General features: G+C 61.7%; 28 protein-coding genes. 13 read left to right on the top strand and 15 right to left on the bottom strand.

The window, feature by feature from the left end:
* The first annotated feature begins 10 nt into the window (after positions 1–10).
* The 3 genes from SynBMKMC1_RS08940 (at position 11) to SynBMKMC1_RS08930 (ending at position 2046) form a co-directional block, all read left to right on the top strand.
* Positions 11–973, top strand: a complete 963-nt coding sequence (locus tag SynBMKMC1_RS08940; RefSeq protein WP_011933539.1) for an NAD(P)H-binding protein — start codon at positions 11–13, stop codon at positions 971–973.
* A 78-nt stretch (positions 974–1051) separates the two neighbouring features.
* Entirely contained in the window at positions 1052–1267 is a 216-nt protein-coding gene (locus SynBMKMC1_RS08935; protein WP_011933538.1) for a hypothetical protein, read from the top strand.
* On the top strand, positions 1267–2046 hold the full coding sequence (locus SynBMKMC1_RS08930; RefSeq protein WP_186471471.1) for a methyltransferase domain-containing protein: 780 nt from the start codon (positions 1267–1269) through the stop codon (positions 2044–2046). The genes SynBMKMC1_RS08935 and SynBMKMC1_RS08930 overlap by 1 nt, the downstream gene beginning before the upstream one ends.
* Here SynBMKMC1_RS08930 and SynBMKMC1_RS08925 read toward each other — a convergent pair.
* Both SynBMKMC1_RS08925 and SynBMKMC1_RS08920 read right to left on the bottom strand, forming a co-directional pair.
* Positions 2021–2677 carry a pseudouridine synthase gene (locus SynBMKMC1_RS08925; RefSeq protein WP_370593954.1) on the bottom strand — a complete coding sequence of 219 codons (657 nt, stop codon included), beginning with the start codon at positions 2675–2677 and terminating at the stop codon, positions 2021–2023. The two genes, SynBMKMC1_RS08930 and SynBMKMC1_RS08925, sit on opposite strands and share 26 nt — an antisense overlap.
* A complete protein-coding gene (locus SynBMKMC1_RS08920) occupies positions 2635–2883 on the bottom strand; it encodes a Nif11-like leader peptide family natural product precursor (RefSeq protein WP_011933535.1) in 249 nt (82 codons plus the stop codon). The genes SynBMKMC1_RS08925 and SynBMKMC1_RS08920 overlap by 43 nt, the downstream gene beginning before the upstream one ends.
* A gap of 231 nt (positions 2884–3114) precedes the next feature.
* Here SynBMKMC1_RS08920 and infA point away from each other — a divergent pair, with 231 nt between their 5' ends.
* Positions 3115–3384: a translation initiation factor IF-1 gene (gene infA, locus SynBMKMC1_RS08915; RefSeq protein ID WP_006041809.1), complete on the top strand. Its 270-nt coding sequence runs from the start codon at positions 3115–3117 to the stop codon at positions 3382–3384.
* A gap of 3 nt (positions 3385–3387) precedes the next feature.
* Here the strand turns inward: infA and trxB are convergent, their stop codons facing one another.
* The 3 genes from trxB to SynBMKMC1_RS08900 form a co-directional block, all read right to left on the bottom strand.
* Positions 3388–4749, bottom strand: coding sequence for a thioredoxin-disulfide reductase (trxB, locus tag SynBMKMC1_RS08910; RefSeq protein WP_186471470.1), 1362 nt, complete (start codon positions 4747–4749; stop codon positions 3388–3390).
* A 127-nt stretch (positions 4750–4876) separates the two neighbouring features.
* Positions 4877–5125: a hypothetical protein gene (locus SynBMKMC1_RS08905; protein ID WP_186471469.1), complete on the bottom strand. Its 249-nt coding sequence runs from the start codon at positions 5123–5125 to the stop codon at positions 4877–4879.
* A gap of 96 nt (positions 5126–5221) precedes the next feature.
* Positions 5222–6580, bottom strand: coding sequence for a DEAD/DEAH box helicase (locus tag SynBMKMC1_RS08900; RefSeq protein WP_255486392.1), 1359 nt, complete (start codon positions 6578–6580; stop codon positions 5222–5224).
* A 180-nt stretch (positions 6581–6760) separates the two neighbouring features.
* Here SynBMKMC1_RS08900 and SynBMKMC1_RS08895 point away from each other — a divergent pair, with 180 nt between their 5' ends.
* On the top strand, positions 6761–6937 hold the full coding sequence (locus tag SynBMKMC1_RS08895; protein WP_186471468.1) for a hypothetical protein: 177 nt from the start codon (positions 6761–6763) through the stop codon (positions 6935–6937).
* A 54-nt stretch (positions 6938–6991) separates the two neighbouring features.
* On the opposite strand, the gene SynBMKMC1_RS08890 is transcribed toward SynBMKMC1_RS08895, so the two are convergent.
* Positions 6992–7570 (bottom strand): EF-1 guanine nucleotide exchange domain-containing protein, encoded by a 579-nt coding sequence (locus SynBMKMC1_RS08890; protein WP_186471467.1) that lies wholly within the window; start codon positions 7568–7570, stop codon positions 6992–6994.
* Between the two features lie 122 nt (positions 7571–7692).
* Here SynBMKMC1_RS08890 and SynBMKMC1_RS08885 point away from each other — a divergent pair, with 122 nt between their 5' ends.
* Genes SynBMKMC1_RS08885 through SynBMKMC1_RS08870 form a run of 4 tightly spaced genes read left to right on the top strand, consistent with a single transcriptional unit; the run spans position 7693 to position 11744 of the window.
* A complete protein-coding gene (locus SynBMKMC1_RS08885) occupies positions 7693–8832 on the top strand; it encodes a Re/Si-specific NAD(P)(+) transhydrogenase subunit alpha (RefSeq protein ID WP_186471466.1) in 1140 nt (379 codons plus the stop codon).
* On the top strand, positions 8832–9137 hold the full coding sequence (locus tag SynBMKMC1_RS08880) for an NAD(P) transhydrogenase subunit alpha (RefSeq protein ID WP_006041802.1): 306 nt from the start codon (positions 8832–8834) through the stop codon (positions 9135–9137). Before SynBMKMC1_RS08885 ends, SynBMKMC1_RS08880 begins: the two co-directional genes overlap by 1 nt.
* Positions 9137–10555, top strand: a complete 1419-nt coding sequence (locus SynBMKMC1_RS08875; RefSeq protein ID WP_011933528.1) for an NAD(P)(+) transhydrogenase (Re/Si-specific) subunit beta — start codon at positions 9137–9139, stop codon at positions 10553–10555. Before SynBMKMC1_RS08880 ends, SynBMKMC1_RS08875 begins: the two co-directional genes overlap by 1 nt.
* Before the next feature lie 22 nt (positions 10556–10577).
* Positions 10578–11744, top strand: coding sequence for an alpha/beta hydrolase (locus tag SynBMKMC1_RS08870; RefSeq protein WP_186473402.1), 1167 nt, complete (start codon positions 10578–10580; stop codon positions 11742–11744).
* A gap of 46 nt (positions 11745–11790) precedes the next feature.
* On the opposite strand, the gene SynBMKMC1_RS08865 is transcribed toward SynBMKMC1_RS08870, so the two are convergent.
* The 3 genes from SynBMKMC1_RS08865 to SynBMKMC1_RS08855 form a co-directional block, all read right to left on the bottom strand.
* Positions 11791–12759, bottom strand: coding sequence for a fatty acid desaturase (locus SynBMKMC1_RS08865; RefSeq protein ID WP_255486126.1), 969 nt, complete (start codon positions 12757–12759; stop codon positions 11791–11793).
* Positions 12760–13093: 334 nt separating this feature from the next.
* A complete protein-coding gene (locus SynBMKMC1_RS08860) occupies positions 13094–13471 on the bottom strand; it encodes a ferredoxin (RefSeq protein WP_186473401.1) in 378 nt (125 codons plus the stop codon).
* Positions 13472–13482: 11 nt separating this feature from the next.
* Positions 13483–14736, bottom strand: coding sequence for a 1-deoxy-D-xylulose-5-phosphate reductoisomerase (locus tag SynBMKMC1_RS08855; RefSeq protein WP_186473400.1), 1254 nt, complete (start codon positions 14734–14736; stop codon positions 13483–13485).
* Positions 14737–14820: 84 nt separating this feature from the next.
* Between SynBMKMC1_RS08855 and SynBMKMC1_RS08850 the strand changes: the two genes are divergently transcribed.
* Positions 14821–16167, top strand: a complete 1347-nt coding sequence (locus tag SynBMKMC1_RS08850; RefSeq protein WP_186471464.1) for a sodium-dependent transporter — start codon at positions 14821–14823, stop codon at positions 16165–16167.
* Between the two features lie 20 nt (positions 16168–16187).
* Here the strand turns inward: SynBMKMC1_RS08850 and SynBMKMC1_RS08845 are convergent, their stop codons facing one another.
* Positions 16188–16601, bottom strand: coding sequence for a DUF2721 domain-containing protein (locus SynBMKMC1_RS08845; protein WP_186471463.1), 414 nt, complete (start codon positions 16599–16601; stop codon positions 16188–16190).
* Positions 16602–16688: 87 nt separating this feature from the next.
* Between SynBMKMC1_RS08845 and SynBMKMC1_RS08840 the strand changes: the two genes are divergently transcribed.
* On the top strand, positions 16689–16934 hold the full coding sequence (locus tag SynBMKMC1_RS08840) for a hypothetical protein (protein WP_186471462.1): 246 nt from the start codon (positions 16689–16691) through the stop codon (positions 16932–16934).
* A gap of 10 nt (positions 16935–16944) precedes the next feature.
* Here the strand turns inward: SynBMKMC1_RS08840 and cysS are convergent, their stop codons facing one another.
* Genes cysS through SynBMKMC1_RS08825 form a run of 3 tightly spaced genes read right to left on the bottom strand, consistent with a single transcriptional unit; the run spans position 16945 to position 22687 of the window.
* Positions 16945–18444: a cysteine--tRNA ligase gene (gene cysS / locus SynBMKMC1_RS08835; RefSeq protein ID WP_186471461.1), complete on the bottom strand. Its 1500-nt coding sequence runs from the start codon at positions 18442–18444 to the stop codon at positions 16945–16947.
* 52 nt (positions 18445–18496) lie between these two features.
* Entirely contained in the window at positions 18497–21487 is a 2991-nt protein-coding gene (polA, locus tag SynBMKMC1_RS08830) for a DNA polymerase I (RefSeq protein WP_186471460.1), read from the bottom strand.
* A gap of 24 nt (positions 21488–21511) precedes the next feature.
* Positions 21512–22687: an efflux RND transporter periplasmic adaptor subunit gene (locus SynBMKMC1_RS08825; protein ID WP_186471459.1), complete on the bottom strand. Its 1176-nt coding sequence runs from the start codon at positions 22685–22687 to the stop codon at positions 21512–21514.
* 85 nt (positions 22688–22772) lie between these two features.
* Between SynBMKMC1_RS08825 and ychF the strand changes: the two genes are divergently transcribed.
* Positions 22773–23864 (top strand): redox-regulated ATPase YchF, encoded by a 1092-nt coding sequence (ychF, locus tag SynBMKMC1_RS08820; protein ID WP_186471458.1) that lies wholly within the window; start codon positions 22773–22775, stop codon positions 23862–23864.
* Between the two features lie 6 nt (positions 23865–23870).
* Here the strand turns inward: ychF and SynBMKMC1_RS08815 are convergent, their stop codons facing one another.
* Positions 23871–24257 (bottom strand): hypothetical protein, encoded by a 387-nt coding sequence (locus SynBMKMC1_RS08815; RefSeq protein ID WP_186471457.1) that lies wholly within the window; start codon positions 24255–24257, stop codon positions 23871–23873.
* A gap of 51 nt (positions 24258–24308) precedes the next feature.
* Here SynBMKMC1_RS08815 and SynBMKMC1_RS08810 point away from each other — a divergent pair, with 51 nt between their 5' ends.
* Positions 24309–24578, top strand: coding sequence for a SemiSWEET family sugar transporter (locus tag SynBMKMC1_RS08810; protein WP_186471456.1), 270 nt, complete (start codon positions 24309–24311; stop codon positions 24576–24578).
* Here SynBMKMC1_RS08810 and SynBMKMC1_RS08805 read toward each other — a convergent pair.
* A complete protein-coding gene (locus SynBMKMC1_RS08805; RefSeq protein WP_011933513.1) occupies positions 24575–25195 on the bottom strand; it encodes a Coq4 family protein in 621 nt (206 codons plus the stop codon). The two genes, SynBMKMC1_RS08810 and SynBMKMC1_RS08805, sit on opposite strands and share 4 nt — an antisense overlap.
* Positions 25196–25207 lie beyond the last annotated feature (12 nt).

Below are 25207 nucleotides of genomic sequence, written 5' to 3'. Positions count from 1 at the left end.
AGCGAGCCCCATGCAGGTTCTGGTGGTTGGTGGAACGGGAACTCTGGGCAGGCAGATTGCCCGTCGGGCCTTGGATGAAGGGCACGATGTGCGCTGCATGGTGCGATCGCCGCGCAAAGCCCCGTTTCTGCAGGAGTGGGGGTGTGAGCTCACCCGCGGTGATCTGCTCGAGCCGGCCAGCCTCGATTACGCCCTCGAAGGCGTCGATGCGGTGATCGATGCGGCCACCAGCCGCCCCAACGATCCCCAGAGCATTTACGTCACCGACTGGGAGGGCAAGCTCAACCTGCTCAGAGCTTGCGAACGTGCAGGTGTGAAGCGGTTTGTGTTCCTCTCCCTGCTGGGCGCGGAGAAGCATCGTGATGTTCCCTTGATGGACATCAAGTACTGCACCGAGACGCTGCTGAAGGAATCAGACCTCGACTACACCATCCTCCAGGGTGCTGCCTTCATGCAGGGGGTGATCAGCCAGTTCGCCATTCCGGTGCTGGAAAGCCAGACCGTGTGGGTGAGCGGTAGTCCCACGCCGATTGCCTACATGAACACCCAGGACATGGCCCGCTTTGCGGTTGCTGCTCTGGATCATCCGGAAACGGTGCGCGGCAGTTTTCCGGTGGTTGGTCCGAAAGCCTGGAATACAGGCGAGGTGGTTCAGCTCTGCGAGCTGGCTTCAGGGAAGTCGGCCCGGGTGTTTCGGGTGCCCCCCGTGTTGATGCGATTGACCGAAGGTGCCTGTTCCTTCTTCGAGCCTGCGGTGAACGTGGCAGAGCGTTTGGCGTTTGCTGAAGTCACCGGTGGCGGCGGAGCCCTCGACGCACCAATGGAGTCCACCTATTCCCATTTCGGCATCGATGCTTCGGAGGTCACCGGTTTGGAGGCGTACATCCGGGAGTACTACGACACGATCCTCAAGCGTTTGCGTGCCATGGAGGCAGATCTTGACAAAGACGCCAAGAAAAAGCTGCCGTTCTGATGATCACCGTTGTTGGCGAGTGGTTGATTTGTACTGGTTTTCGTTAATGTCGGGTCCCGCCCGCTCTGTTTTTGGTTTATGTCGGTTGCCCAAGTCAAGAATCTGCAGCGACGGCTCGACAATCTCTGCCGTGAGGCAGAAACCGAGCTCACGCGCACGTGCGGTCATGAGCTCTGGCGCACCTTGGGGTTCGATGCCTTTGATGGCCTTGAAGACAGCGACCGCCGAGCTAGCGCCAATTACTACTACGGTCAATGGATGACCGCACGAGAGCTGCAGGAGGTCCTGGGTTGATGGCTGACCAATGTTGTGGACCGTCTTTGGATCAGACCCAGGCTGTTGAATCGCGCTACGGAGCCGCAGCCCATCAACAGGAAGCCTGCCTCTGCACCCCGGTCGCCTTTGATGCTTCGCTGTTGAAGGTGATCCCTGCCGATGTCGTGGAGCGCGACTATGGCTGCGGCGACCCCACCCGATGGGTGCAGATCGGCGACGATGTGCTGGATCTTGGAAGCGGCAGCGGCAAGAACGCGTTCATCTGCTCCCAGGTGGTGGGTGAAAACGGCTCGGTGATCGGCGTGGATCGCAACGACGACATGCTGGCCCTCTCCCGTGCGGCAGCGCCGGTGGTGGCCAACCGCATCGGATTCGCGAACGTGCGCTTTGTGAAAGGTGCGATCGAAGCCTTGGATGCTGCAACGGCATCAGGCTCACCTTTGATTGCATCCGCCAGTGTGGATGTGGTGTTGAGCAACTGTGTGCTCAATCTGGTGAACCCCTCGGCCCGGGTCACGCTGATGGACAACATTCGCCGGGTGTTGCGTCCGGGGGGGCGTGTGGCCATCAGTGACATCGTGTGTGATCGCCCTGTGCCGCTGAGCCTTCAGCAGGATCCTGAGCTCTGGAGCGGTTGCATCAGTGGTGCCTGGCTGGAAGAAGCTTTCCTGGCCGACTTCCGTGCCCTCGGTTTTGAGCAGGTTGGCTACGCCGATCGATCCGACACGCCCTGGCGGGTGGTGGAGGGGATTGAGTTCCGGGCGGTCACCCTCACCGGCGTGCTCCCTGGGTCTTGAGCAGAGCCTTCAGCCGCTCCTCTTCCGCGGAGTTGACGGGTCTCCATTGACCGGGAGCCAGGCCCTCAAGGCTGAGAGGCGGGCCCCCGTCCATTAAATCGATACTGCGGCGTATCAAACGCAGGGTCGGCAGGCCCACGGCCGCCGTCATCCGTCTGATTTGACGGTTGCGGCCCTCGCGGAGGCTGATGCTCAGCCAGGAGGTGGGGATGGTGCGTCGCTCGCGGATGGGGGGTGTCCGCTCCGGTAGATCACACCAGAAGCTGGAATCAAGGCTGGTCGCACGGGCCGGCCGGGTGCGTTGGCCTTTGATCACCACCCCCTGTTCCAGCGCAGCCAGGTGACCTTGGTCCGCAACTCCTTCAACCTGCACCCAATAGGTTCGCCAGTGGCCGAAACGGGGATCGGTCAGCCGTTGTTGCAGGCGCCCGTTCTCGGTGAGGATCAGCAACCCTTCACTGTCGGCATCCAGCCGGCCGGCTGCGTACACACTCGGCACGTCAACCCAGTCGGCCAAGCAGCCACAGCGGCTTCCTGGCTCCCGGGTGAATTGGCTGAGAACCCCGAACGGCTTGTGCAGCAGCAGGGTCAGGAATGACCTCCAAAGCAGAGAAGCAGGGCCTCTCCCCAGCTGGACGCGTCGTTCAGATGGTCGTCGTGCAGGTGCTTCATCTTTTCAGCCTGCATTTTCATCATGGTGGCCTGGGTGAACTCGTGACCCTGCTCCTTGGCCAGATCCACCACGTGCTGAGGGCTTGGGGCTTGTCTCACCTGCTCTCTCACCTGGGAATCAGACTGCACCAGGGATGCAAAGGCAATCAGGGCTGACTCGGACACGGACTTGAGCGCTTTTCTCGAAGGTTAGGTGGATTTTTGTCGTGCCCGCCACAGATTGACAGCTCCGATCGAAATCATCAGCAGGCCCAGGTCCATCGACAGCGGGGGCAGGATCATGGGCCTTGATGCGGAGAGGCTGACCCTAGGGACGGGGGTGTGCTGCTGTGACTGAAGCCAGCGCCGATGGCCTTCTAAAATCAAGTCATTCTTGATTCAGATGTAGTCCGGCGCATGATTGAAACCTCGGGAGTGATTGAAAAAGAGCAGGGCAACGGGTTCTACCTGGTCACCCTCGAGCAGCCCGCAGGTCACCAATGCCTTTGCCGTGCAGCCGGCAAGCTCACCAAATTCAGAATCAAACTGCTCGCCGGTGACAAGGTGTTGGTGGAGATCAGTCCCTACGACCTCACCCGAGGTCGGATCACTTACCGGGAACGCAATGCCGGCGCACCCGGTGGTCGTCCCGGTGGCAATCGCCCCGGGGGCCCTCGCCGCCGTTGAGCCTCAGCTCTCAGGCAGCAGTGAGCGAATCGTGGCCATGAACTCGCTGCGTTGTTTCACTCCCCGCCATTGCTGCTTGAGCTCTTTGTTGTAGAAGAGCTGCACGGTTGGCGTGCCATTGACGCCGGCTTGCTCGGCAATGGCCTGGTCGGCTTCGATGTCGATTTCAATGCCTTGGGCGCGGCCTCCCAGTTCGTTGAGCACACGCTTGAGCTGGGGCTTCAGCACGTGGCAGGGGCCGCAGCTCGGGGATGTGTAAACCACCAGAAGCGGTCGCTCGCTGTCGTGGTAGAGCTTCCTGAGGGCGTAACTTCCCTTCTGCCAGAGCGCATCGGGGTCGTAGCTGGATTCCGTCGTTTCGGCTGTGGCTGTGGGTGTGTCCGCCTTGGCCGGCTCGGCTTGATCACGCTTCACCAATTGGGCGAGGTCGTTGTGGCTGAGCCAGCGCTCGGCAGCCAGGGCCGCCTGGCAACCGCTGCCGGCAGCGGTGATGCCTTGGCGCCACTCCGCATCCGCCACATCCCCTGCCGCGAACACGCCCTCTTTTGACGTTTCTGGGCGCCCGGGTTGGGTGATCAAATAACCGGTGCCATCGCACTGCAGCTGATCACGCACCAACTCGGTGTTCGGCGTGTGACCGATGGCGTAGAACATCCCCCTCACCGGAAGATGCTCTTCCAGGCCGCTGTCCCGGCGATGGAGCCTCAGCCCACTGAGCCATTCGTCGCCCTCAGCGTCGGCCACCTGGGTGTGCCAGTGCACGGTGATCTGGGGGTTGGCCTGCACGCGGTCGGCCATGGCCGCGCTGGCGCGCAAACGGTCGGAGCGCACGAGCAGGTGCACGTGGCTGCCGTACTTCGTGAGATAGACAGCTTCTTCACAGGCGGAATCACCGCCGCCCACCACAGCCAACTGTTCGTTGCGGAACTGGGGGGTGGCGCCATCGCAGATGGCGCAGGCGCTGATTCCCTGGCTCCAGAAGCGTTCTTCGTTGGGGAGACTCAGGCGGTTGGCGCTCGCGCCGGTGGCGATGATCAGAGCCTGGGTTTCGATCGTGTCTCCGTCGGCTTCGATTCGGTAAGGCCTCTGGCTCAGATCGATTTGGTCTGCGTCAGCCTCAAGCAGGCGCGTTCCCCAGCGTTCGGCCTGAGCCTTCATCAGATCCATCAGATCGGGGCCCAGCACACCATCGGGAAACCCGGGGAAATTCTCCACATGGGTGGTGGTCATCAACTGTCCACCGGGAATGCCACCGCGCTGGAATCCCGTGATCAGCAACGGATTGAGGTTGGCGCGGGCGGCATAAATCGCTGCGGTGTACCCAGCAGGGCCTGACCCCACGATCACCAGGTTTTCGACCGCCATGGCTAATGCGGAATGACTATGAGTTAAGTGTACGCGCTTGGAGGGTGCCCCTGGGCTGTGGTTTCAACGATGGGAGCGGTAATTGGTGGAATCCGTTGATACGCAAGCCATTAATTTAAGGATTTCTTCAGATTTCGAGCGTGTCTTCTGCTGGGTTGTCTTCGCGCTGGAGTCGACGCTTTCCATTGGTTTGCTTCAGGCTCATCACCGAGTCTTCAAGCAATTCCGGATGCTCGCCGATGCAGAGGATCCATTCCCGGAATTCCTGGGTCAATGCATAGCTGTCTTCGTAGCGCTCAGCGCTGTCGAGCACTGCGATCCGGGTTGTTGCCCAGCAGGTGGCAACGCTGACGCGACGTTCAAGAGCTGCGTCCATAACTGTCTCCCAGATGGTGCCCAGGCTGAATGCTGATGGGGCTCCATCAGGCCTGGATTTGCAGACCGTCGCATTTTTTTTTACGAGAAGATGTTTTCAGCGCTGCAAAAACTTCGGCAATTCCGGGGTTCGCATTCGGATCACCGCACCAGCGCCGTCGCCAACGGCTTCCAGGGGCAGGCTCGGCCCTCGCCACGCCCCTCCGGTCGCGCTCTCTTCAGAAGCATCTGATTGGGTGGGTGCCGCAATGCGATAGGGCTCAGACAGCGACCAGTTGCGTGCGTACTGCATCAACAGGGGGTCAGCAGGCGCGAAGACGAATGAGGGGTCGCGGGGAATCGCTTCTTGGCTGGCCCGTTCCCCGCAGAGGCGTACGGCCCGGGTGATGCCCTGGATGAAACGGCTGCGGGTGGCCACGGTCGTCAGATAGGCCACGACCCTCAGGCGGGGAGCATCAAATCCTTCGGCGCACATGTCGATGCTCACCAGCCAATCCGCAGTCCCGCGTTCAAAGCCGTTGAGTCGATCCGAGGCGCTTGGATCCTGGGAATGCACCAGATCCACCCGATCACCCTGCTCCTCGAGAAGGGTGGTGATGGTTCGGGCATGGTCGATGTCCCGAGCGATCACAAGGCCCGCTGCCCGGGGATGGTGCTGGCGAACCCGCTCGAGCTGGGTTCGGGCGCGCAGCAGCAGCTGCAAAGCGATGCTGCTGCTGTCTGCCAGGCGGATGGCCCGGCGCAGGTTGCGTGCCCGCCAGCTCTCCCGCTGCTCAGACGACAAGGGCGACACCTCGCGATCGGGTTGGCCCTCCTGGCTGTGTTCCACCCATCCGTCCTGGAAGCGAAATTCAAGCGGTCGCACATCGCCGGCAGCGATCAGTTCCCGCGGCTCCACACTCAGATCCGGTTGGATCTGCTCCATCCGCTCACCGGCTTCTTCCACTGGCACTTTCCGGGCGGCGCAGAACGCCAGGTTGTCGGCCCGGAAGGGGGTTCCAGTCAGCCCCAGCCGCAGCCGTGCGCTCTGGCTCAGGTCCAGAAATGTGCGCCCCCACACCGGCCCATCCGGTTCTTCCGGCTCCACACCGAGATGGTGGGCTTCGTCGGCGATTGCCAGATAGGCGCCTTCGCTCCAAAGGGCCAGCTCGGCCTTGAGCGCTTCAGCCTGCCGCCCAGCGCCCTGATAGCTCACCAGCCAACCATCGGCCTCGAGCGGGGCGCTGCCAGGGCCGTTCCAGGGCTCCAGACGCAGTCCCAGGCGTTGCGCGGCCCGTTGCCACTGCTCAAGGATTGAGGTGCGGTGACAGAACACGAGCACCCGGCGCAGACGTTCCTCCCCCTGCATCGCCTGGAAGGCCAGCAGGGCGCCGAGGGTCTTCCCCGCACCCGGCCCCGCATGGATCAGGACATCCCGCGATCCTGAAGCAACCGGATCCAGGCGTCGGCGCAGCAGCTGGATCAGTTGCTGCTGCCACTGGCGGGGCCGGATCGTGGGGCCGGGTGCAAGGCCACCGAGAGCAAAGGACGGCGTCGTGATGGCGGATTTGAAAGATAGGTCTTTCTAACCATTCCAATCGCTTTCGCCACCCTTACCTTCCGACCATCAGCCCTCGGGTTTTCGCCCTTCTCCGCTATGGCCCGACGTCGCTACAAGCCCATGTCCGGTCCTGAATCCAGGCGCACTCTCGAGCGCTGCTGGCCCCTTGATTGCGATCTGGATCCACTGATCCTTCGCGCCCGGCTGCTGCATCAACAGGGCCGCCGTCCCATGGCGCAGTCGGTTGAGCAGGAACTGATGCCATTGTTCTGACGGCATTCAGTTCCTGATCCTGCGTTGTCGCTCGTTCGTGCGATTCCTCTGGATTCAGAGCGATTCGGTGTGGTTGCAGAGCAGCCGCTCCACTTCCATAAGCCCTTCTTCTGCGGCTTGTTGGGCACGGTCTGTCCGTCCTCCTGCGGGCTCCAGCAAACGGCTGGTCAGCCGTTGAAGAAGCTGCTCTCGTTGCGATTCCAGCAGGCCAAGAATCTCTTCATCGATCAGCTGGCGCACGGCCTGGCTGCGCAGGTGGTCGTCGGAGGCTTCATCAAACGTGCCCTGAACCAGCTCCTGGATGAACAGGCGGTGCACCTCACTGCTGCGCAAAAAGCTTTCCGTGGCGTTGATGATCCCGTCCACGAGGGTGCGGTCAGGTTCTGAATCCTGCTCGCTCAGCTTGAATTCCCAGTCCAGGTGGCGTCGCTGCCAGCCGGCGGCATGCAGGCTGGGCATCACGGTCTGGGAAAAGGTGTCCACAGACATCTCGTAGATGCGTTCAGCCAGCCGTTCGCACCATTCACGGCCATGCTCGGCCAGCAGCCTCTCCATGGTGTTGCGCTCAACAGCATGCCCGCCGTGATGGCTGTGACAGACGCCGTCTGGGCATTCGATCGCGGTGAGTCCCATGGTGTTGCAAGCAGGATCCTCTCCATAGCCATCCTCAGCCCCTGCTGATCAGCATCTTCAGAAAAGATCCAGGCGGAATCCGGCGACGGCCTAACCTCGCCTGGGTCGGCGGCATCACGATCTTGCCCATACTTTTGATCCCGGTGGAGACAGCGGTGGGGGAAACCCGCGTCGCGGCCTCACCGGAAACCGTCAAGAAGTTCATCGCTCTCGGTTGTCGGGTGGTGCTCGAGCGAGGAGCTGGACAGACGTCCGGCTTTCTCGATGAGGCCTACGCCGAGGCCGGCGCACAGTTGGTGACTCCAGGAGACAGTCAGGCCTGGGGAGAAGCCGATGTGCTGCTGTGCGTCCAGTCCCCTTCCCCTGTCGATCTCGGCCGCTTGCGCCGCGGCGCGCTGGTGGTGGGCTTGCTGGCTCCTTACGCCAATATCGAGCTCGACGCAGCGCTGAAGCGTTGTGGTCTCTCGGCCATGGCCCTTGAGCTGTTGCCGCGCATCAGCCGTGCTCAGTCTGCCGATGCCTTGTCGTCACAGGCCAACATCGCTGGTTACAAGTCGGTGTTGCTCGCGTCTGCAGCGCTGGATCGCTATTTCCCGATGCTGATGACCGCAGCGGGCACGGTTCAGCCCGCCCGCGTTGTCGTGCTTGGTGCAGGGGTGGCCGGCCTCCAGGCCGTCGCCACAGCGCGCCGGCTGGGCGCTGTGGTCTACGTCAGCGATATCCGTCCTGCGGTGAAGGAGCAGGTGGAATCTCTCGGCGCCCGCTTTATCGATCCTCCCGAGATGGAGGACAAACCTGCCGAGTCGGGTGGTTATGCGAAACAGGCCTCCGATGCCTTTCTCGCGGCCCAGCGTCAGCAGCTGTCCGACCAACTCTCCGAGGCCGATGTGGCCATCTGCACCGCCCAGGTCCCTGGTCGGCGTGCACCACGGCTGATCAGTGAAGACATGCTCGATCGCATGCGTCCTGGGGCTGTGGTGGTGGATCTGGCTGTTGCCCAGGGCGGCAACTGCGCCGACACCCTGCCCTCCCAAACCGTGGATCGCAAGGGCGTGAAGTTGATCGGTGCCAATGACCTCCCCTGCTCTGTACCCAACCACGCCAGCTTCCTCTACTCCAAAAATCTGCTGGCGCTGCTCCAGCCAACCCTCAAGGATGGTCAGCTCAGCCTCGACCTCGAGGATGAGCTCATTGCCGGCTGCCTGATCAGTCAGGACGGCACCATCCGCCGCAGCGACGTTCTCACCCCAGGAGCCAACTGATGGAAACAAGCTTTGTGGAGTTCCTCTGGGTGCTGCTGCTCGGCAGCCTTCTGGGATTGGAACTGATCGGCAAGGTGCCACCCACCCTGCACACCCCGCTGATGAGTGGGGCCAATGCCATTTCAGGCATCACCGTGCTGGCCGCCCTCACGGCGATCATCCGCTCCGGGGACAACCTGGTGCTGCTGATTCTCGGCGCCGTGTCCTTGGGTTTTGCCCTTTTCAACGTCATCGGGGGCTTCCTGGTCACCGATCGCATGCTGGCCATGTTCAGCCGTAAGCCCGCCCGCAAGGAGAACCGCTGATGGATTTTCTCAAGTACGCCGTTGAACTGGTTGCCGTTTTGCTGCTCGCCCTGGGCATTAAGGGCCTGTCGAAAGTGCGCTCGGCCCGCAGTGCCAACCAGCTGGCCGCTGTGGCGATGGCCCTGGCTGTTCTTGGCCTTCTGATCAACTACCTGGGCACATCAGGGATTTCTGCTGCTGCCTGGACGTGGATCATCATCGGCACGCTGATCGGTGGCGTTCTCGGTGCCATCACGGCGCAGCGGGTTCCGATGACGTCCATGCCGGAAACCGTGGCGCTGTTCAACGGCTGCGGCGGCATGTCGTCGCTGCTGGTGGCCCTCGCCGCCGCCTTCTTCCCGCTGCAGCTCGAGGCCGCGGGACTGGTGGCCGTGGTGTCCATCGTGATTTCCGTGTTCGTTGGTGCGATCACCTTCACGGGCTCGATCGTGGCCATGGCCAAGCTCCAGGGCTGGCTGTCGACGCCCGCCTGGATGCAGAGCAAGGCCCGTCACGTGGTCAACATCGCTCTTGCTGTGGCCTCTCTTGTGGCCGCTATCAAGCTGATCACGGATGGAAATGGCACCCAGGGGCTGTGGCTTCTGGTGGTGGCCTCCGGTTTGCTGGGCATTGGCGTCACCCTGCCCATCGGCGGTGCCGATATGCCCGTGGTGATTTCGCTGCTGAACAGCTATTCCGGTGTGGCCGCTGCCGCTGCCGGTTTCGTGGTGGGCAGCCAGTTGCTGATCGTGGCGGGCGCCATGGTTGGTGCCGCTGGCCTGATCCTCACCCAGGTGATGTGCAACGGCATGAACCGCTCGCTCGTGTCGGTGCTCTTCGGTGGTGCTCTGGGTGCCAGTGCGGCGTCTGGTGGCGGTGGTGGTGAATACACCAACATCACCAGCTGCAGCGTGGAGGAATGTGCGCTCACCCTGGAGGCTGCTGAGCGGGTGGTGATCGTGCCCGGTTACGGCCTTGCCGTGGCTCAGGCCCAGCACACCCTGCGGGAGGTCACGCGCTCACTGGAGGCTGCCGGTATCCAGGTGGATTACGCCATTCACCCAGTGGCTGGTCGCATGCCGGGTCACATGAATGTGTTGCTTGCTGAGGCCGATGTGCCCTATGAGCAGCTCAAGGAGATGGATGTGATCAATCCCGAGTTCCCTGCCACCGATGTGGTGTTGGTGCTGGGTGCCAATGATGTGGTCAATCCCCAGGCGAAGAACGATCCCAATTCGCCCCTCTACGGCATGCCCGTGCTTGATGTGCAGCAGGCCCGCACCGTGTTTGTTGTCAAGCGGGGGATGAGCGCCGGTTACTCCGGCATCAAGAACGACCTGTTCGACCTGGGCAACACCTCCATGGTGTTTGGTGATGCCAAGAAGGTGCTGGGCGATTTGCTGGGCGAGCTCAAGGAGCTCGGTGTCGGCAAGAAGTGATCAGCGCGAACCCATTCGGCTTTTGAAGGCAGCGCACGCGAATCATCCAAACAACCCCCAGCTGCTGCGGCAGCTGGGGGTTGTTCCCTATCAGCAGCGTTTTCCCTGGATCGGTGGAGACCTTCAGACCCTGCGCGATACGCTTCGCCCTGTCGCGCTTCCCTCCGACTGTGGGGAACCGATTGCGATCGCTGTCCCTGCTTTGGCCAGTGGTGCCGCAGCCGCTGGTGAAGTGCTGGCGTTCCTGGATCGCCCTGATCCCAGCGTCGACCTGCAGGGCGCACCTCCTCGAGGGCTGGTGCTGCTGTTGCACGGTCTTGGCGGCTCCAGTCGCCGTGAGGGGTTGAGGCGGCTTGGCATCACGCTGCAGAACAGCGGCTTCGCGGTGCTCAGGTTGAATCTGCGCGGAGCCGATCCCGGCCGCCATCTTGCTGGAGGCACCTACGCAGCTCGCTGCAACAGTGATCTTCTTCCAGTGATTCAATGCGCGCGCCAGTTGTGTGCTGCGCTGGCCCCATCAGCCAGGCCTTTGCCCCTGTTGGGTGCTGGAGTGTCCCTGGGGGGCACCATGCTTCTCAATGCCTGCATGGCCAGCCTGGAGGAGAGAGCCACCCATGGCTGGGACGGTCATGCCCTGCTGCTGGATGGTCTGTTCTGCGCCAGCAGTCCCCTGGATCTTTCCGCCTGCAGTGCCTCAATCGAGCGTCCGCGCAATCGGGTGTATCAGCGTTGGCTTCTGAAGCGCCTTGTGCGCCAAACGTTGGCGGATCCCTTTGGCGTTAGTGCCCAGGAGCAGCAGCGACTCACCATTGAGCCGCCCCAGTCGATCCGTGCCTTTGACGAGGCGGTCACCGCACCGCGTTGGGGCTTCGCGTCAGTTGATGATTACTACGCGGGTGCTTCACCCTTGCCGCGTCTTCTCTCGGCGTCGGTGCCACTCCCGCCAACGTTGATCTTGCAGGCCCTGGATGATCCTTGGGTGCCGGCGAGCGCTGCGATTCAACTCCAAACCGCTTTGGCCACTGATGGCCTGCCGTCACGTCGAGGACAGCTTGAGGTGTTGTTGACGCCCAAGGGCGGACACAACGGTTTTCATGCACCTGGTGACAGTGTTCGCAAAGGCTGTTGGTCTGATCGCTTGGCTTGTGCCTGGTTCAAGCATGGGATTAATCCCGCAGAGCTTGAATGAGCTCCATTTGATTCGCTTCCTTAAAGTATTTCGAATCAAATTTTTTTTAATAGTAATAGGCTTTGTCCTGAGGGTTTTCATGCACAGCACCGCCGCATTTCGTTGCGATTCTCCAGAGAGCTTCGCGGATTGGTGTGGCGTCGTAGAGCACCAGCTCAGGGAATCGTTGTCTGAGTAAAGCGGTACCCCTCCAGGCGTTGTAGTGAGGAATGGCGGAGTTCACATGGTGGCAAACATGGGTTGAACCGATGCCATGGTGCAGCAGATTGAGTACGGGGCCATAGGGGCGGTCAATCGTTTGCAGTGCTCCCATTGCCCAACACCATGTTGTATTGGAAAAGTGAGGAATGTTCTGGTCAGTGTGCTGCAACCAGGTGTATGTGGTGAGCCAAAGATTGATCACAAGATAAGGTAACCCATACACGCACATCACACGTAGTGCAGATGAGTGCATTGCGGCGATGATCAGAAAGATGAGCATCGCCAGGCAGCCGATGTTGGAGCGAACCATCAACTTGCGAAATGCTTCGGGGAACAGGTTTCGTTGGCCGTTCGCGAATGGATGACCGGTCCAGAAATGAGACGTGGGAAAGCCGTAATCCTCTCCACCTGTCGCTCCAAAAAGGAGGTAAAGCGGCCAACCGATCACCAGATGATTAAACAGGGAAATGATCCCAAACAAGGTTGGGTTCAGCGTTTTTTTGAGTTGTTCTGTGATTTGCCCAAGACCCGATGAGGCCCGCGGAGGGACGTGGGTTTCTCCTTGCTCTAGGTGATTGCAGTGAGCGTGGTGAACGCTGTGGCTCCGCGCCCAGCTGTAATAAGGCACCAGCAGTGCGCTGTGAAGCAGGAAACCAACGACTCCCTCAATGCGTCGGTTTGGGTGGAATGCATTGTGGCCACATTCGTGCGCTAAAACCCAACAGCCCATGGCGATGGTGCCGCAACCAATGCCGTAAAGCACCCACAGCGGAGTGGCCAGGAGGGTGAGAGGGATTTGGCTGCCGATCCCCAAAGCAGCGAGAGACAGGCCTGCCGACATGATGAGGCTCCCCCACGCTTTGGTGGGGTTGAATCGAGTCAGCTCTGCTGGCAAGGCATTGAGGAGCTCGGCCTTGCTTGGGTAGGCCGTTCTTGAGGTATTGCGATTGAAAAAAGGTGTTGATGGGCGCGTGGTGGAGGTCGCGCTGGATGCCAATGCCAAAAGAATGCCTGCCAAAAAGCACCGGAAGAAGGCGCTTTAGATTCGCTCAAGACTCTAGTGGTTGGGCGAGCTGTTTTCTGGTTTCGGGTTTGGGAGTCGTTGATTCGTGTGCTGGTACGGATTGATTGTCCGGGCGGATTAATCGTTAGTGTTCTGTGTTGACGGTCGCGATGTTTGTTGCGCTTACTTGTGAAGCAGATTGGAGTGAATGGTTTTGGAATGGGGTGGTTTTATAAATCCACTCCTCAATGGGTTGATTGTTAATGATATGCCTATGAAGAATCGCCTCCATCTTGTCTGCGGTGACGTCTGCGTACCAAATGCCTTCAGGCCAAACCACCAGAATTGGCCCGCGTTCGCACACCCTCAGACAGTCAACTTTGCTGCGGAGAACGATTCCTTCTGGGCGCTGTTGATCCTCGAGCCCCATCTCCCGCACGAGGCGCTTCAGCGCATTCCAGGTTTCCAGTCCTGTGGCTGGATCGCAGCATTTCGCTTTGGAGGCTGTGGCGCAGAGCAGCAGGTGATGGCTGATCAAGCAGCCACCGCCGCCATCGACATCCGCTGGGTGCCCCGGGCCACCTGCTCACGCACGGCCAGGCGCGCCCATTGATCCACGGCCAGCACATCGTCGAGCTGGGGGTGGTCGATGCGATCGACCTTGTGGCGCTCGCAGGCTGCTTCGATCAGATCGGGAATGTCGAGGAAATGGATGCGTTCCTCGAGGAACTGAGCCACAGCCTCCTCATTGGCCGCATTCAGCACGGCTGGCATGGTGCCACCGGCACGGCCCGCTGCGTAGGCCAGTTCCATGCAGGGATATTTGGCGGGATCGGGGCTTCGGAACGTGAGCTGTCCCACCTGGGTGAGATCGAGGCGTTTCCACGGGGTTTCCAGCCTGGATGGCCAGCTCATGCAGTAAAGAATCGGCAGCTTCATATCGGGCCAGCCCAACTGGGCCAGCACTGAAGAATCCGCCAGCTCGATCATCGAGTGGATGATGCTCTGGGGGTGGATCACGATTTCGATGTGGTCGTAATCCAGCCCGAAGAGGTAATGGGCTTCGATCACCTCCAGTCCCTTGTTCATCAAGGAGGCGGAGTCCACGGTGATCTTGCGGCCCATGCTCCAGTTGGGATGGGAGGTGGCATCGGCCACAGTGGCGTTCTCAAGGTCGGCTGCGGCCCAGTCGCGGAAGGCACCACCGGAGGCCGTGAGCTGGATGCGCCGCAGACCTGGCGTGGGCACACCGGTGGAGAGGCGGGCGTTTTCAGCCCAGGGGGTTCCCTGCAGGCACTGGAAGATGGCCGAATGTTCGGAATCCGCCGGCAGCAGCCTGCTGCCGCTCTTTTTGAGCTCCGGCAGCACCACCGGGCCTGCTGCGATCAGGGTTTCCTTGTTGGCCAGGGCCAGATCCTTGCCAGCGCGGATGGCGGCCAGGGTGGGCAACAGCCCTGCGCAGCCCACAATCCCAGTCACCACAAGGTCGGCTGTGTCCCAGGAGGCCGCCACGTTCAGCCCGCTGGGACCTCCCACGAGCTGAGGCTTGCACCGCGGCTGGTGTTCAGCTGGCAGGGCCCGGAGGCGCTGCTCCAATTCAGGGAGCAAGGCTTCGTCAGCCAGAGCGACCAGCTCGGGGTTGTGGCGTTGGATCTGCTCCACGAGCAGGGAGAGATTGCGGCCGGCTGACAGGGCCACAACCCTGAACTGCTCAGGGAAGTCTTCGACGATGTCGAGGGTCTGGGTACCGATTGAGCCGGTGGAGCCCAGCACGCTGATGGCTTTCACACGGATCCCGGCAAGTGGAGCCATCCTCCCACTTTGATTCCGGAAGCTGGCAAACTTCCGCCGAGAGGGCTGGACAGCACGTTCATGGCGGCGGTGAGAAAAGAGCAGTGGAAGTCCGGTTTCGGGTTCGTGCTGGCGGCTGCCGGCAGTGCCGTGGGTCTGGGCAATCTCTGGGGGTTCGCTTACCGCGCATCCCAGGGAGGCGGTGGCAGTTTCGTGCTGCTTTATCTGCTGATCGTGGGGCTGATCTGCCTGCCCGTGTTGGTGGCGGAGATGGCGTTGGGCCGCAGTACAGGCAGCAGTCCTTTGCTGGCTCCCAGCAAAGCGGCTGGCAAGGCTTGGTGGCCGATGGGCTGGATGTTCATCGCGGCATCCTGCGGAATCCTGGCCTTCTATGCCGTCTTGATGGGATGGACGGGGCACACCCTCGTGCACGCCCTTCTGGTTGGTCTGCCTGAGAACAAGCAGGCTGCTGATGCGTTCTTCGCGTCCATCAGCGGGGGCAACAGTGCGCTGGCCGGTCAGGGAATCAGCCTCCTGCTCACGGCCCTTGTGGTGGCTGCTGGTGTTCAGGCGGGAATCGAACGGCTCTCGCGTTGGGCCCTGCCGCTGCTGTTGCTTCTGCTGATCGGTCTGGCGATCTGGGCCAGCACGCTTCCAGGCGCTGGTGAGGGCTACCGCACCTTTCTGCTGCGCTGGGATGGGGAGGAGCTGATGAACATCAGCACCATTCGCAATGCCTTCAGTCAGGCCTTCTTCTCGATCGGTACGGGCATTGGTTCGATTCTTGCCTATTCGGTTTATCTCAATCGCAAGGCGCCCCTGCCTCAGGAAGCCGTGGCTGTGGTGGGTCTGGACACAGCCGTGGGGTTGCTGGCCGGCATGCTCACCTTCCCTGTGGTGATCAGCTTCAACCTCAGCGAAGTGGTGAGCGACTCCACGATTGGAGCCATCTTCATCGCTTTACCCACGGGACTGTCATCGATCGGGGAGACAGGCCGGGTGGTGGCTGTGCTGTTTTTTGCCTTGGCCTATCTGGCGGCGATCACCTCCGCGGTGTCCCTGCTGGAGGTGCCGGTGTCGTCCCTGATGGATCGCTTGAGCTGGAGCCGCGGCAAGGCCACCTGGGTGAGTGCCGCTGTGATTTTTGTCGTTGGCATCCCGGCCAGCATGAGCCTGGAGGTGCTGGAAACAATGGATGCCCTCTTCGGCGGTGTGTTGTTGATCGCTGGTGGCTTGCTGATTGCTGTGCTGATGGGCTGGGTCGTGCCCAATCTCTTTCTGGAGGATCTCCAGCAGAGCGCCGCCGCTTCACCTCTGCTCAGACGGGTGCTGATGTTCTGCTTGCGATGGATCTCACCGGTGGTGATCGCCGCCGGCTTGCTGATCAGCACGGTGGATCTGCTGCGCAACTGGTCCTACGCAGCCTGAGCGGTGGGCAATCCGCGAGTTTAAAGCAGCCGGTTGAGCAGCGCAGAGGCCAGGCGCACCTCCCTGAGAAAGAACATCGCTGCAAGCATCACCAGCCCCATCGAGGCGATGAACAGAGGCACCACCACCAAGGTGAGGTTCACCCTCGAAATCACACTCATGAACATGGCGGCCACCATCGCGGCGATCAGCAGCGTGGCGGCGGTGAGCAGCTCGATCGAGCGGATCACCAGTTGCATGCGGCGCCTGGCCAGTCGTCGCTCCAGTTCATCCACGTCACCTCCGGCATCGGCGGTGAGGCGCAACTGCTTGGCGTTATCAACGATCCTCGCCAAGCGTCCGGAGAGAACATTCATGAGTGCTCCAATTCCCGCCAGCAGGAACACCGGGGCAACAGACAGCTGGATTGCTTTGGAGAGACTTTCCGGCTGCATGGGCGATCAACAACCTTCCTTTCCCCAGAACCTAAGTCTGATCGTGGCTTGAATCCGGTAGACAGGTGCCCTGATGCAGGTTTTCCCATGCTCTGGCTCAAACGCTGGAACTTCATCGAGCGTGCTCGGCTGGAACGGGAGTTGTGGGATGCCTTCGAAGCCAGGGAAAACCCGGAAGCCAAGATCAAGGCACTGCAGGCCTGGATCGATGCTGCCGATCCCGCCGATCCCACGCTTGGCGATCAACGCTTACGGCTTGAGGTTTGGACCACCACTCTCACGAGAATCCGCAAGATCGAAGCGATGATGGCCAATCAGCAGCGCAAGCCCTGAGTTTGGCCCGTCAGCCCCGTCGCCATTCGGTGATGCCGCCGGGTTTGTCGATCACTTCGATGCCCTGGGCGCTGAGCTCCGCTCTGATCCGATCCGCTTCCGCAAAGTCCTTCGACTGTTTGGCCAGCCGGCGCGCATCAATCGCGGCTTCGATGGCCTGGCTGTCGAGGTCGGACTCTTCTTCGGGGGCTGAGGGGCGCTCCAGCCTTAGCCCTAGAACAGCTGCAAGCTCCCTGAGCAGCAACCAGCGCTGCAGAAGCTCCTGGCCGTCATCGTCGTTGTGGTTCGGAGCGTCGCCGCGGTCGAGGCGATTGGCCAGTGCCCTCAAGGGACGGGCCAGGTCGAAGAGCACCGCAAGCGCACCGGAGCTGTTGAGGTCATCGTCCATGGCCGCGCTGAAGCGCTGCCGGGCGCTGAGCAGCGTGTCGATGGCAGAAGGCTCCGAGGCGACAACGGCGTCGTTGCCCATCGGCTCTGCAGCCGTCCATCCCAGCGCTTCAGCATGGAAATCCCCAAGGCTGAGTGCTGCGTTCAGCCCTTTCCAACCGGTTGTTGCGGCCTCCAGGGCCTCGGCGGTGAAGTCGAGCGGCTTGCGGTAGTGGGCTTGGAGCACAAAGAGCCGCAGCGTCATGGCCGACAGGCCACTCTCCAACAGGGCACGGATGGTGGTGAAGTTGCCGAGTGATTTGCTCATTTTTTCCCCGCCCACATTCACCATGCCGTTATGCAGCCACACGCGCGCCAGCTCCTGGCCGGTTGCGGCCTCGGATTGGGCGATTTCATTTTCGTGATGGGGGAACACGAGATCGGCACCCCCGAGGTGGATGTCAATGGTGTCGCCGAGCTCCTCGCGCACCATGGCGGAGCACTCGATATGCCAGCCAGGCCGGCCATTGCCCCAAGGCGAGGGGAAGCTGGGTTCACCGGCCTTGGCTCCCTTCCAGAGGGCGAAGTCGAAGGGGTGTTGCTTGCGTGCTTCTTCAGCATCAGCCACGCGTCCGTCCGCGTTGGTCTGCTGGTCGGCGAGGTCGCGGCCGCTGAGCTTGCCGTAGCCGGCGTGTTTCATCACTGCGAAATACACATCGCCATCGGCGGAGTAGGCCGCACCCTTGGCCTCGAGCTCAGCGATCAGGGTGCGGATCCCCTCAAGGCAGCGGGTGGCTCGGGGCATGCGATCGGGACGCAGGATGCCCAGGGCATCCATGTCGGCATGGAACGCGTCGATATTGCGCTCACTCACGGCCTCCATCGACGAACCCTCCTCCGCAGCACGCTTGAGGATTTTGTCGTCGATGTCGGTGAAGTTCTGCACGAAAGTAACGGCGTAGCCACTCCAGATCAGATACCGGCGCAGCACGTCCCAATTGATGTAGCTGCGGGCATGGCCCAGGTGGCACAGGTCGTAGACCGTTACGCCGCAGCAGTAGATGCTCACCTGCCCATCCTTCAAGGGCTGAAACGGTTCCGTGCGGCGGGTGAGCGTGTTGGTGAACCGCAGGGACACAGGCATACGGGAACTTCTGGCGAGGCTACGGCCTAACCGATGAACCGCTGCCTCACGGCTATTTCGCTTCCATCCAATTGCTGCCGCAGCCGGTTTCGGCCACCAGGGGCACGCTCAGTTCCACGGCCTTCTCCATGGTGGAGACCACCAGAGCTTTCACGGTGTCGAGAGCAGAGGGCTCTACCTCCAGCACCAGTTCATCGTGCACCTGCAGCAGCATGCGTGCGGGTAGGGAGTGCTGTTGCAGGGCAGCCTGCAGCTGAATCATGGCCAGCTTGATGATGTCGGCACTCGAGCCTTGAATCGGTGCGTTGGCCGCGGCGCGCAGCTGCTGGGCTTCCATGCCGCCGCGGCGAGCCACATCGAGATCAATCTCGAACGGATCCTTGCCAAGAAGACGGCCAAGACCGTTGCGGTCGAAGTGGAAGGGTCGCCGCCGGCCCATGATTGTCTCCACATAGCCACGGCTCAAGGCCAGGCGTTCCTGCAGTTCGAGGAAGGCGAACACCTTGGGATACCGCTCCCGGTATTTGCTGAGGAACTCCTTGGCCTCCGCTTGGCTCACCCCGGTTTCGCGGGCGAAGCGCTGGGCGCCCATGCCGTAGATCACCCCGAAATTGATCGTCTTGCCCAGCCGGCGCTCATCGGCGCTCACGTCGTCTTTCTCAAGCAGGAGCCGTGCAGTGAGGGCATGCACGTCGTCGCCATCGCGGTAGGCCTGCTGCAGCACATCCTCCCCGGAGAGGTGGGTGAGGATGCGCAGCTCGATCTGGGAGTAGTCCGCACTGAGCAGGGTCCAGTGCTCCTGGGGCAGGAAGGCTTTGCGGATCCGGCGGCTGTACTCGGTGCGAACGGGAATGTTCTGGAGGTTGGGATTGCTGCTGCTGAGCCGGCCTGTGGCCGTCACGGCCTGGTTGAAATCCGTATGCACGCGGCCGGTTTCGGCCTCCACCAATTGGGGCAGCGCATCCACGTAGGTGCTTTTCAGCTTGCTCAGCACCCGGTGCTCCAACACCAGAGGCACCACCGGATGGTCGTCCGCAAGCTTGTCCAGCACCGTGGCATCGGTGCTGTAGCCCGTTTTGGTGCGGCGTGATTTCTTGCGGTCAAGCCCCAGCGTCTCGAAGAGCAGCTCTCCCAGTTGTTTGGGAGATGCCAGGTTGAAGTCCACGCCGGCCGCTTGCTTGGCATCGGCCTCAAGCCGCGTCAGGGTCTCGCCCATCTCCTTGGAGAGGGTGTCGAGATAGGAGAGATCAATGCGGATGCCGGTGGCCTCCATCAAGGCCAACACCGGCTCCAACGGCAGTTCCACCTGATCGAGCAAGTTGGTGAGCTGCTCGCCGCTGGCCTGGAGCTGCTGGCGCAGATCAATCGCCAGCCTGCGGGTGAGGTGCACATCCATGGCGCAGTAGAGCGCTGCCTGATCGCTGGGAACCTCGGCAAAGCAGCTGGCCTTGCCGTCTTTGGCCTTGCCCACCAGGTCACTGAAGAGGGTGGGCGTGATGCCGTAATCCCGCTCGGCCATCCCATCGAGGCTGTGTTTGGCCGCGGCATCGCGCAGGTAATCCGCCAGCAGCGTGTCCATCACCACGCCGCCGAGAACCAGGCCGTGACGCAGCAGGATCAGGCGGTCGTATTTGGCGTTCTGCAGCGCTTTGGGATGGCTGGGGCTGCTCAACCAGGGGGCGAGTTGCTCCAACACCACCTCCAGCGGCAGCTGGGTTAGCGCGGGATCTGTGTGTCCCACGGGGATGTAGGCCAGATCGTTGAGGCCGGCCCCCCAGCACACGCCGATGCCCACCAGTTGGGCTTTGAAGGGGTTCAGATCCGTGGTTTCGGTGTCCACAGCCACCGGCTCCGAGGGGTTGGTGCATCCCATCAGCTGCTGCATCAAGCTCTGCAGTTGCTCCTGGGTGCTCACCACCTGCGGCGCGAGCTCGGGTCGGGTGGAGGGGCTGGTCACCACAGTTGCGGCTGGATCCGTGCCCGCTTCTCCAGATTCCGCAACGCCAGCCTTGGATGGTGCTCCTTTTGCTTTTTTGGCGGTTGCTTCCTCCAGCAGATGGGCGTTCGCCGTCAGTCCGCCGCTGGAGAAGGTGGCCACGAAGCTCGGGATCTGACGGACCAGGCTGTTGAGCTCCAGGTCTTGAAGCTGCTCCTTAAGACCTTCACCATCCACCGGTCCCAGCTCCAGGACAGGCTCCTCAGGCAGGGGGATGTCGACGAGGATTTCAGCGAGATTGCGGGAGAGATAGGCGTTGTCGCGGTCGGCGCTGAGCTTTCCCTTGAGTGCACCTTTCACGGCACCGCGGCTGGCCTTGGGCCCCTCGGCTTCCACTTCCTCCAGCACGCGATACACGCCGTCGAGGTCGTTGTTTTCCTTAAGCAGATTGATGGCGGTCTTGGGGCCCACCCCCTTCACGCCAGGGATGTTGTCGGAGCTGTCGCCGGTGAGGGCTTTGAGGTCCACCACCTTGTTGGGCATCACGCCCAGCTTGGCCACCACGCCGGCTTCGTTGATCAGGGTGGGCCCGCTGCTCTTGGCATACGGACCGCCGCCCATGTAGAGCACGGCAATGTCCCGCTGGTCATCCACCAGCTGGAACAGATCCCGATCTCCGCTGAGAATGCGCACGCGCCAGCCTGAGCCGGCAGCCCGGTTGGCCAGGGTTCCCAGCACGTCATCGGCTTCGTAGCCAGGCGCCAGGCAGAGGGGAAGTTTCAGACGTTCGCGCAGGATCGTCTGCAGTTGATCCAAGTCTTGGAAGAACACCTCGGGGGCCACATCCCGATGGGCTTTGTAGTTGGCATCGGCTTGGTGGCGAAAGGTGGGTTCAGCGGTGTCGAAGGCGATCGCCACCCCTTCCGGTTTCAGTCCCTTGCTGTTGTCGAGCAGGGCTTTGAGAAAGCCGTAGGTCACGCTGGTGGGCCGGCCATCTTTTGTGGCCAGTCCACCCTCACCGCCTTTGCTGAAGGCATAGAAACTGCGAAAGGCCAAGGAGTGGCCATCCACAAGCAACAGCAGGGGTTTCTCGAGGGTTTCAGGCATGGATTTGGGCAGGTCGGATCTCGATCAGTCGCGCTTCTTCGCCCAGGGCGGAAGGTCGATGAACACCTTGGAGCCAGGTTTCACCCCCGAGAGAATCGCACTCTGGCCGCCGCTGCTGGAGCCCAGTTCCACCGCTTGGAAGCGGGGCTGGTCATCCTTGCCAACGAGCAGAACGCCGGGTTGGCCGTTTTCGGTCACGATCGCCACGTTGGGAACCAGGGTGCTCTCAGCGGTCCGACCCGTCTGGAAATCCACGTCCACCGTCATGCCGATGCGCAGGGTTGGGGGTGGATCGATCAGGGTGAGCTCCACCTCGAAGGAAATCACGTTGTCGGTTTTCTCGGCCCGCGGAGCGATATCCCTCACCCGGGCAGGGAAGCGTTGATCGGGGAAGGCATCCACACGCACCGTGGCGTCTTGGCCGATCCGGATGCGGCCGATGTCGCTTTCAGGCACTTTCGCTGCCACTTCCAAACCTTCGGAGAGCTCAACGATGGAGGAACTGGTGGCTCCGGCATTCGCTGAAGCGGTGGTGGTGGGAGTCACGAAAGCACCCGGTTCAGCGAACCGTTCGGTGATCACACCGCTGAAGGGTGCTCTGATCAGGAGTTCGTTCCCTTCCACATCGCGCTGCTGAATGCGTTCTCTGGCTGCCGTGAGCGCTTCCTTGCTGCTCAGGAAGGCTGCGCGGTAGCCATCCAGATCCGAGGCACTGATGGCCCCGCTGTTTTCGAGTTTTTGATAACGGATGTAGTCGGCCCGTTTCGCCTCGAAGTCCGCCCGGGCTTGACGTTCAAGGGCCGAGAGCTCATCCATGCGATCGGTGAAGTCTCCGCTGTCCATGCGGGCCAGCACCTGCCCCTTGGTGACCGCATCGCCTTCATCCACATACAGGGCATCCAGTAGGCCTTGACGCTTGGGGCTCACATTCACGCGCCGGATGGGCTCCAATTCACCACTGGCAGTAATCACGCCCGGAAGGGTCCCCCGTTCAGCGGTGGCGGTGTAATCGGCCAGTTGGCGTCCCCGTCCAGTGCCGGCTCCACGGCTCCAGATCAGGGCCCCGCCACCCACCACCAGAACCACAGCTGCAGCAGCGATCAGGCGTTGTCGTCGCCGTTTGATGCCGCTGAGGCGGGTGAGCGGCCTGAGGGCTGCGTGCGTGGCCCCGGCGGAGGTCTCGCTCTTCTGGCTGCCCATGGCCCCTGAACATGTTTCGTTACGCAGTCTCGCGCGTAGGCGGCGCAACCGTGTAAGCCGCGGCCCTGCCGATAGATTCGCCGGCATGCTTAAAGCCGGAATCGTCGGACTGCCCAACGTGGGCAAATCCACTCTGTTCAATGCCTTGGTGGCCAACGCGCAGGCGCAGGCGGCCAACTTTCCGTTCTGCACCATCGAGCCCAATGTCGGCACGGTGGCCGTCCCGGATTCCAGGTTGGAGTTGCTGTCTGATCTCAGCAGCAGTGCGGAGACCATCCCCACGCGGATGGAGTTCGTGGACATCGCTGGGCTCGTGAAGGGCGCCAGCCAGGGCGAGGGACTCGGTAACAAATTCCTCGCCAACATCCGCGAGGTGGACGCGATCGTGCACGTGATCCGCTGTTTTGAAGACGACGACGTCATTCATGTGTCCGGGGCGGTTGGCCCAGCCCGGGATGCGGAAGTGATCAACCTTGAATTGGGCCTGGCCGACCTGGCGCAGCTTGAGAAGCGGCGGGAGCGCCTCAAGAAACAGATGCGCACCAGCAAGGAAGCCCAGGTTGAAGATGCGGCTCTCGAACGCATCCAAGCGGTGCTTGAACAAGGTGGTGCCGCCCGCAGTGTGGAACTCAGCGAGGAGGAGGCGCTGATGCTGAAACCCCTGGGCTTGCTCACGGCCAAGCCGATCATCTATGCCACCAACGTGAGCGAAGACGATCTGGCGGGCGGCAATGGGTTCTGTGAGGAGATCGTGGCGCTGGCGGCCAAGGAAGGCGCCGAAACCGTGCGCATCTCAGCCCAGGTGGAAGCAGAACTGATCGAGCTCGGGGATGAGGAGCGTCAGGACTACCTCGATGGCCTGGGGGTGAACGAGGGGGGATTGCAAAGCCTGATCCGGGCGACCTATCAGCTTCTGGGGCTGCGCACCTACTTCACCACCGGGGAGAAGGAAACCCGCGCCTGGACCTTCAAGGCCGGCATGACCGCACCGCAGGCTGCAGGTGTGATTCATACCGATTTTGAAAGGGGCTTCATCCGAGCGCAGACGATCAGCACCGACAAACTGCTGGAGGCCGGTTCTCTCGTTGAGGCGCGAAATAAGGGTTGGCTGCGCAGTGAAGGGAAGGAGTACGTGGTGGAGGAGGGGGATGTGATGGAATTCCTCTTCAACGTGTGATCACGTTCAATCCTTCCGTCGCAGCGCATCGAGGGCTTTCATCGCTGGGATGAAGTCAGGGCTGTTCTGATCGAAGTCGTCGCAGGTTTTGTTCATCGCTTCGCTGGTGAGGGCCACCACTCGGATCGCTTGCGGCGATTTCAACCAGTCAGCCTGCTGCTGCCAACCGTTGCTTTGGATGCCGCTCTGCACGATCGCCTGCGCCCTCTCCCGGCTGTAGCCAGCGTGCAGCACCTTGCATTCGGCATAGGCAGCCAGTCCCACCAGAGCCTGGCGGGTGTCGCTGTCGGCAGCCTGAACGGGTTGAGCAAGCTCCCCGATGCTGCTGGCCAGCAGCGCGAGTGCGCTCGAAGCCCCCGCCAGGATTTGCACTGTTGAGCGAGAGAACGCCATGGCTGCGGCAAGACTGGCGGCAGTTTATGGATCTCGCCGATCCCTCAGGTCATGGACGTGGATGCGATCGGTTACACCGCTGCAGCCCTCACCACCATCAGTTTCTTCCCTCAGGCGATCAAAACCCTGCGACTGGATGACACGCGCTCGATTTCGCTCTCGATGTACGGCCTGTTCACCACCAGTGTGGCGATCTGGGGGGTGTTCGGCTGCCTCACGGGGAATGGTCCTTTGATCGTGGCCAATGGCCTCACCTTCATTCCGGCAGCCTTCGTGCTGCAGAAGAAGATCCGCCATCGCCTCCTGCGCGGCGAGCGTTAGTACACCGCCCCGAAGGCTTCCCCTTCTGCGCTGTGAACACCCAGTTCCTGCCGCCACTGGTGCAGAGGCTTCTCCCAGGCTTCTTCCCAGCGCTGCAGCACCAGGGGCTTGGCTTCCAGTCCGATGCGGTTGCCGAAGGCAATGCTCCGGCTCACGCCGGCCAGGTTGGCTGGGGCGAAGCGGAAGGCGCGGAAGCACGCCAGGGTATTGATGAGCACGTAGGCGGGAAAGCCGATCTGCGTCGCTGTGATCGCCAACACGCCCGACTCACCAGCGCTTTGCGTGTTGAAGCCGCCGATCACGTGATGGAGGTCGTGGGTGGTGGCGATGCGCTGGGTCAGCCAGAGCGCTTCACTGCTGGTGTCCCGAGGGCGGAAAAAGTCGGGGTCGTAGTTGAGCTTGCGGATCATGCCCGCGTAGGCCCGGCCCAGGCTTCCCTCTGGGAGCGCTTCCAGCGCAGCAAGATCGGGCTGGAAGGGTGGATAGCGCTGCTCGATCATCTCCGCACCTCCCGGCAAAGCCTTGAAGCGCTCCACGCACACCACCATCGCCTCGCTGTCGATGAAGTTGTCGACCAAATCGCCGACGCTCTGAAGGCCACCTTCACTGGCGGCCATCTCACGGATGAT

The sequence above is a fragment of the Synechococcus sp. BMK-MC-1 genome (genome assembly GCF_014279955.1).
Taxonomy (GTDB): Bacteria; Cyanobacteriota; Cyanobacteriia; order PCC-6307; family Cyanobiaceae; genus Synechococcus_C.
This window is presented reverse-complemented; position numbering and strand designations above follow the sequence as displayed.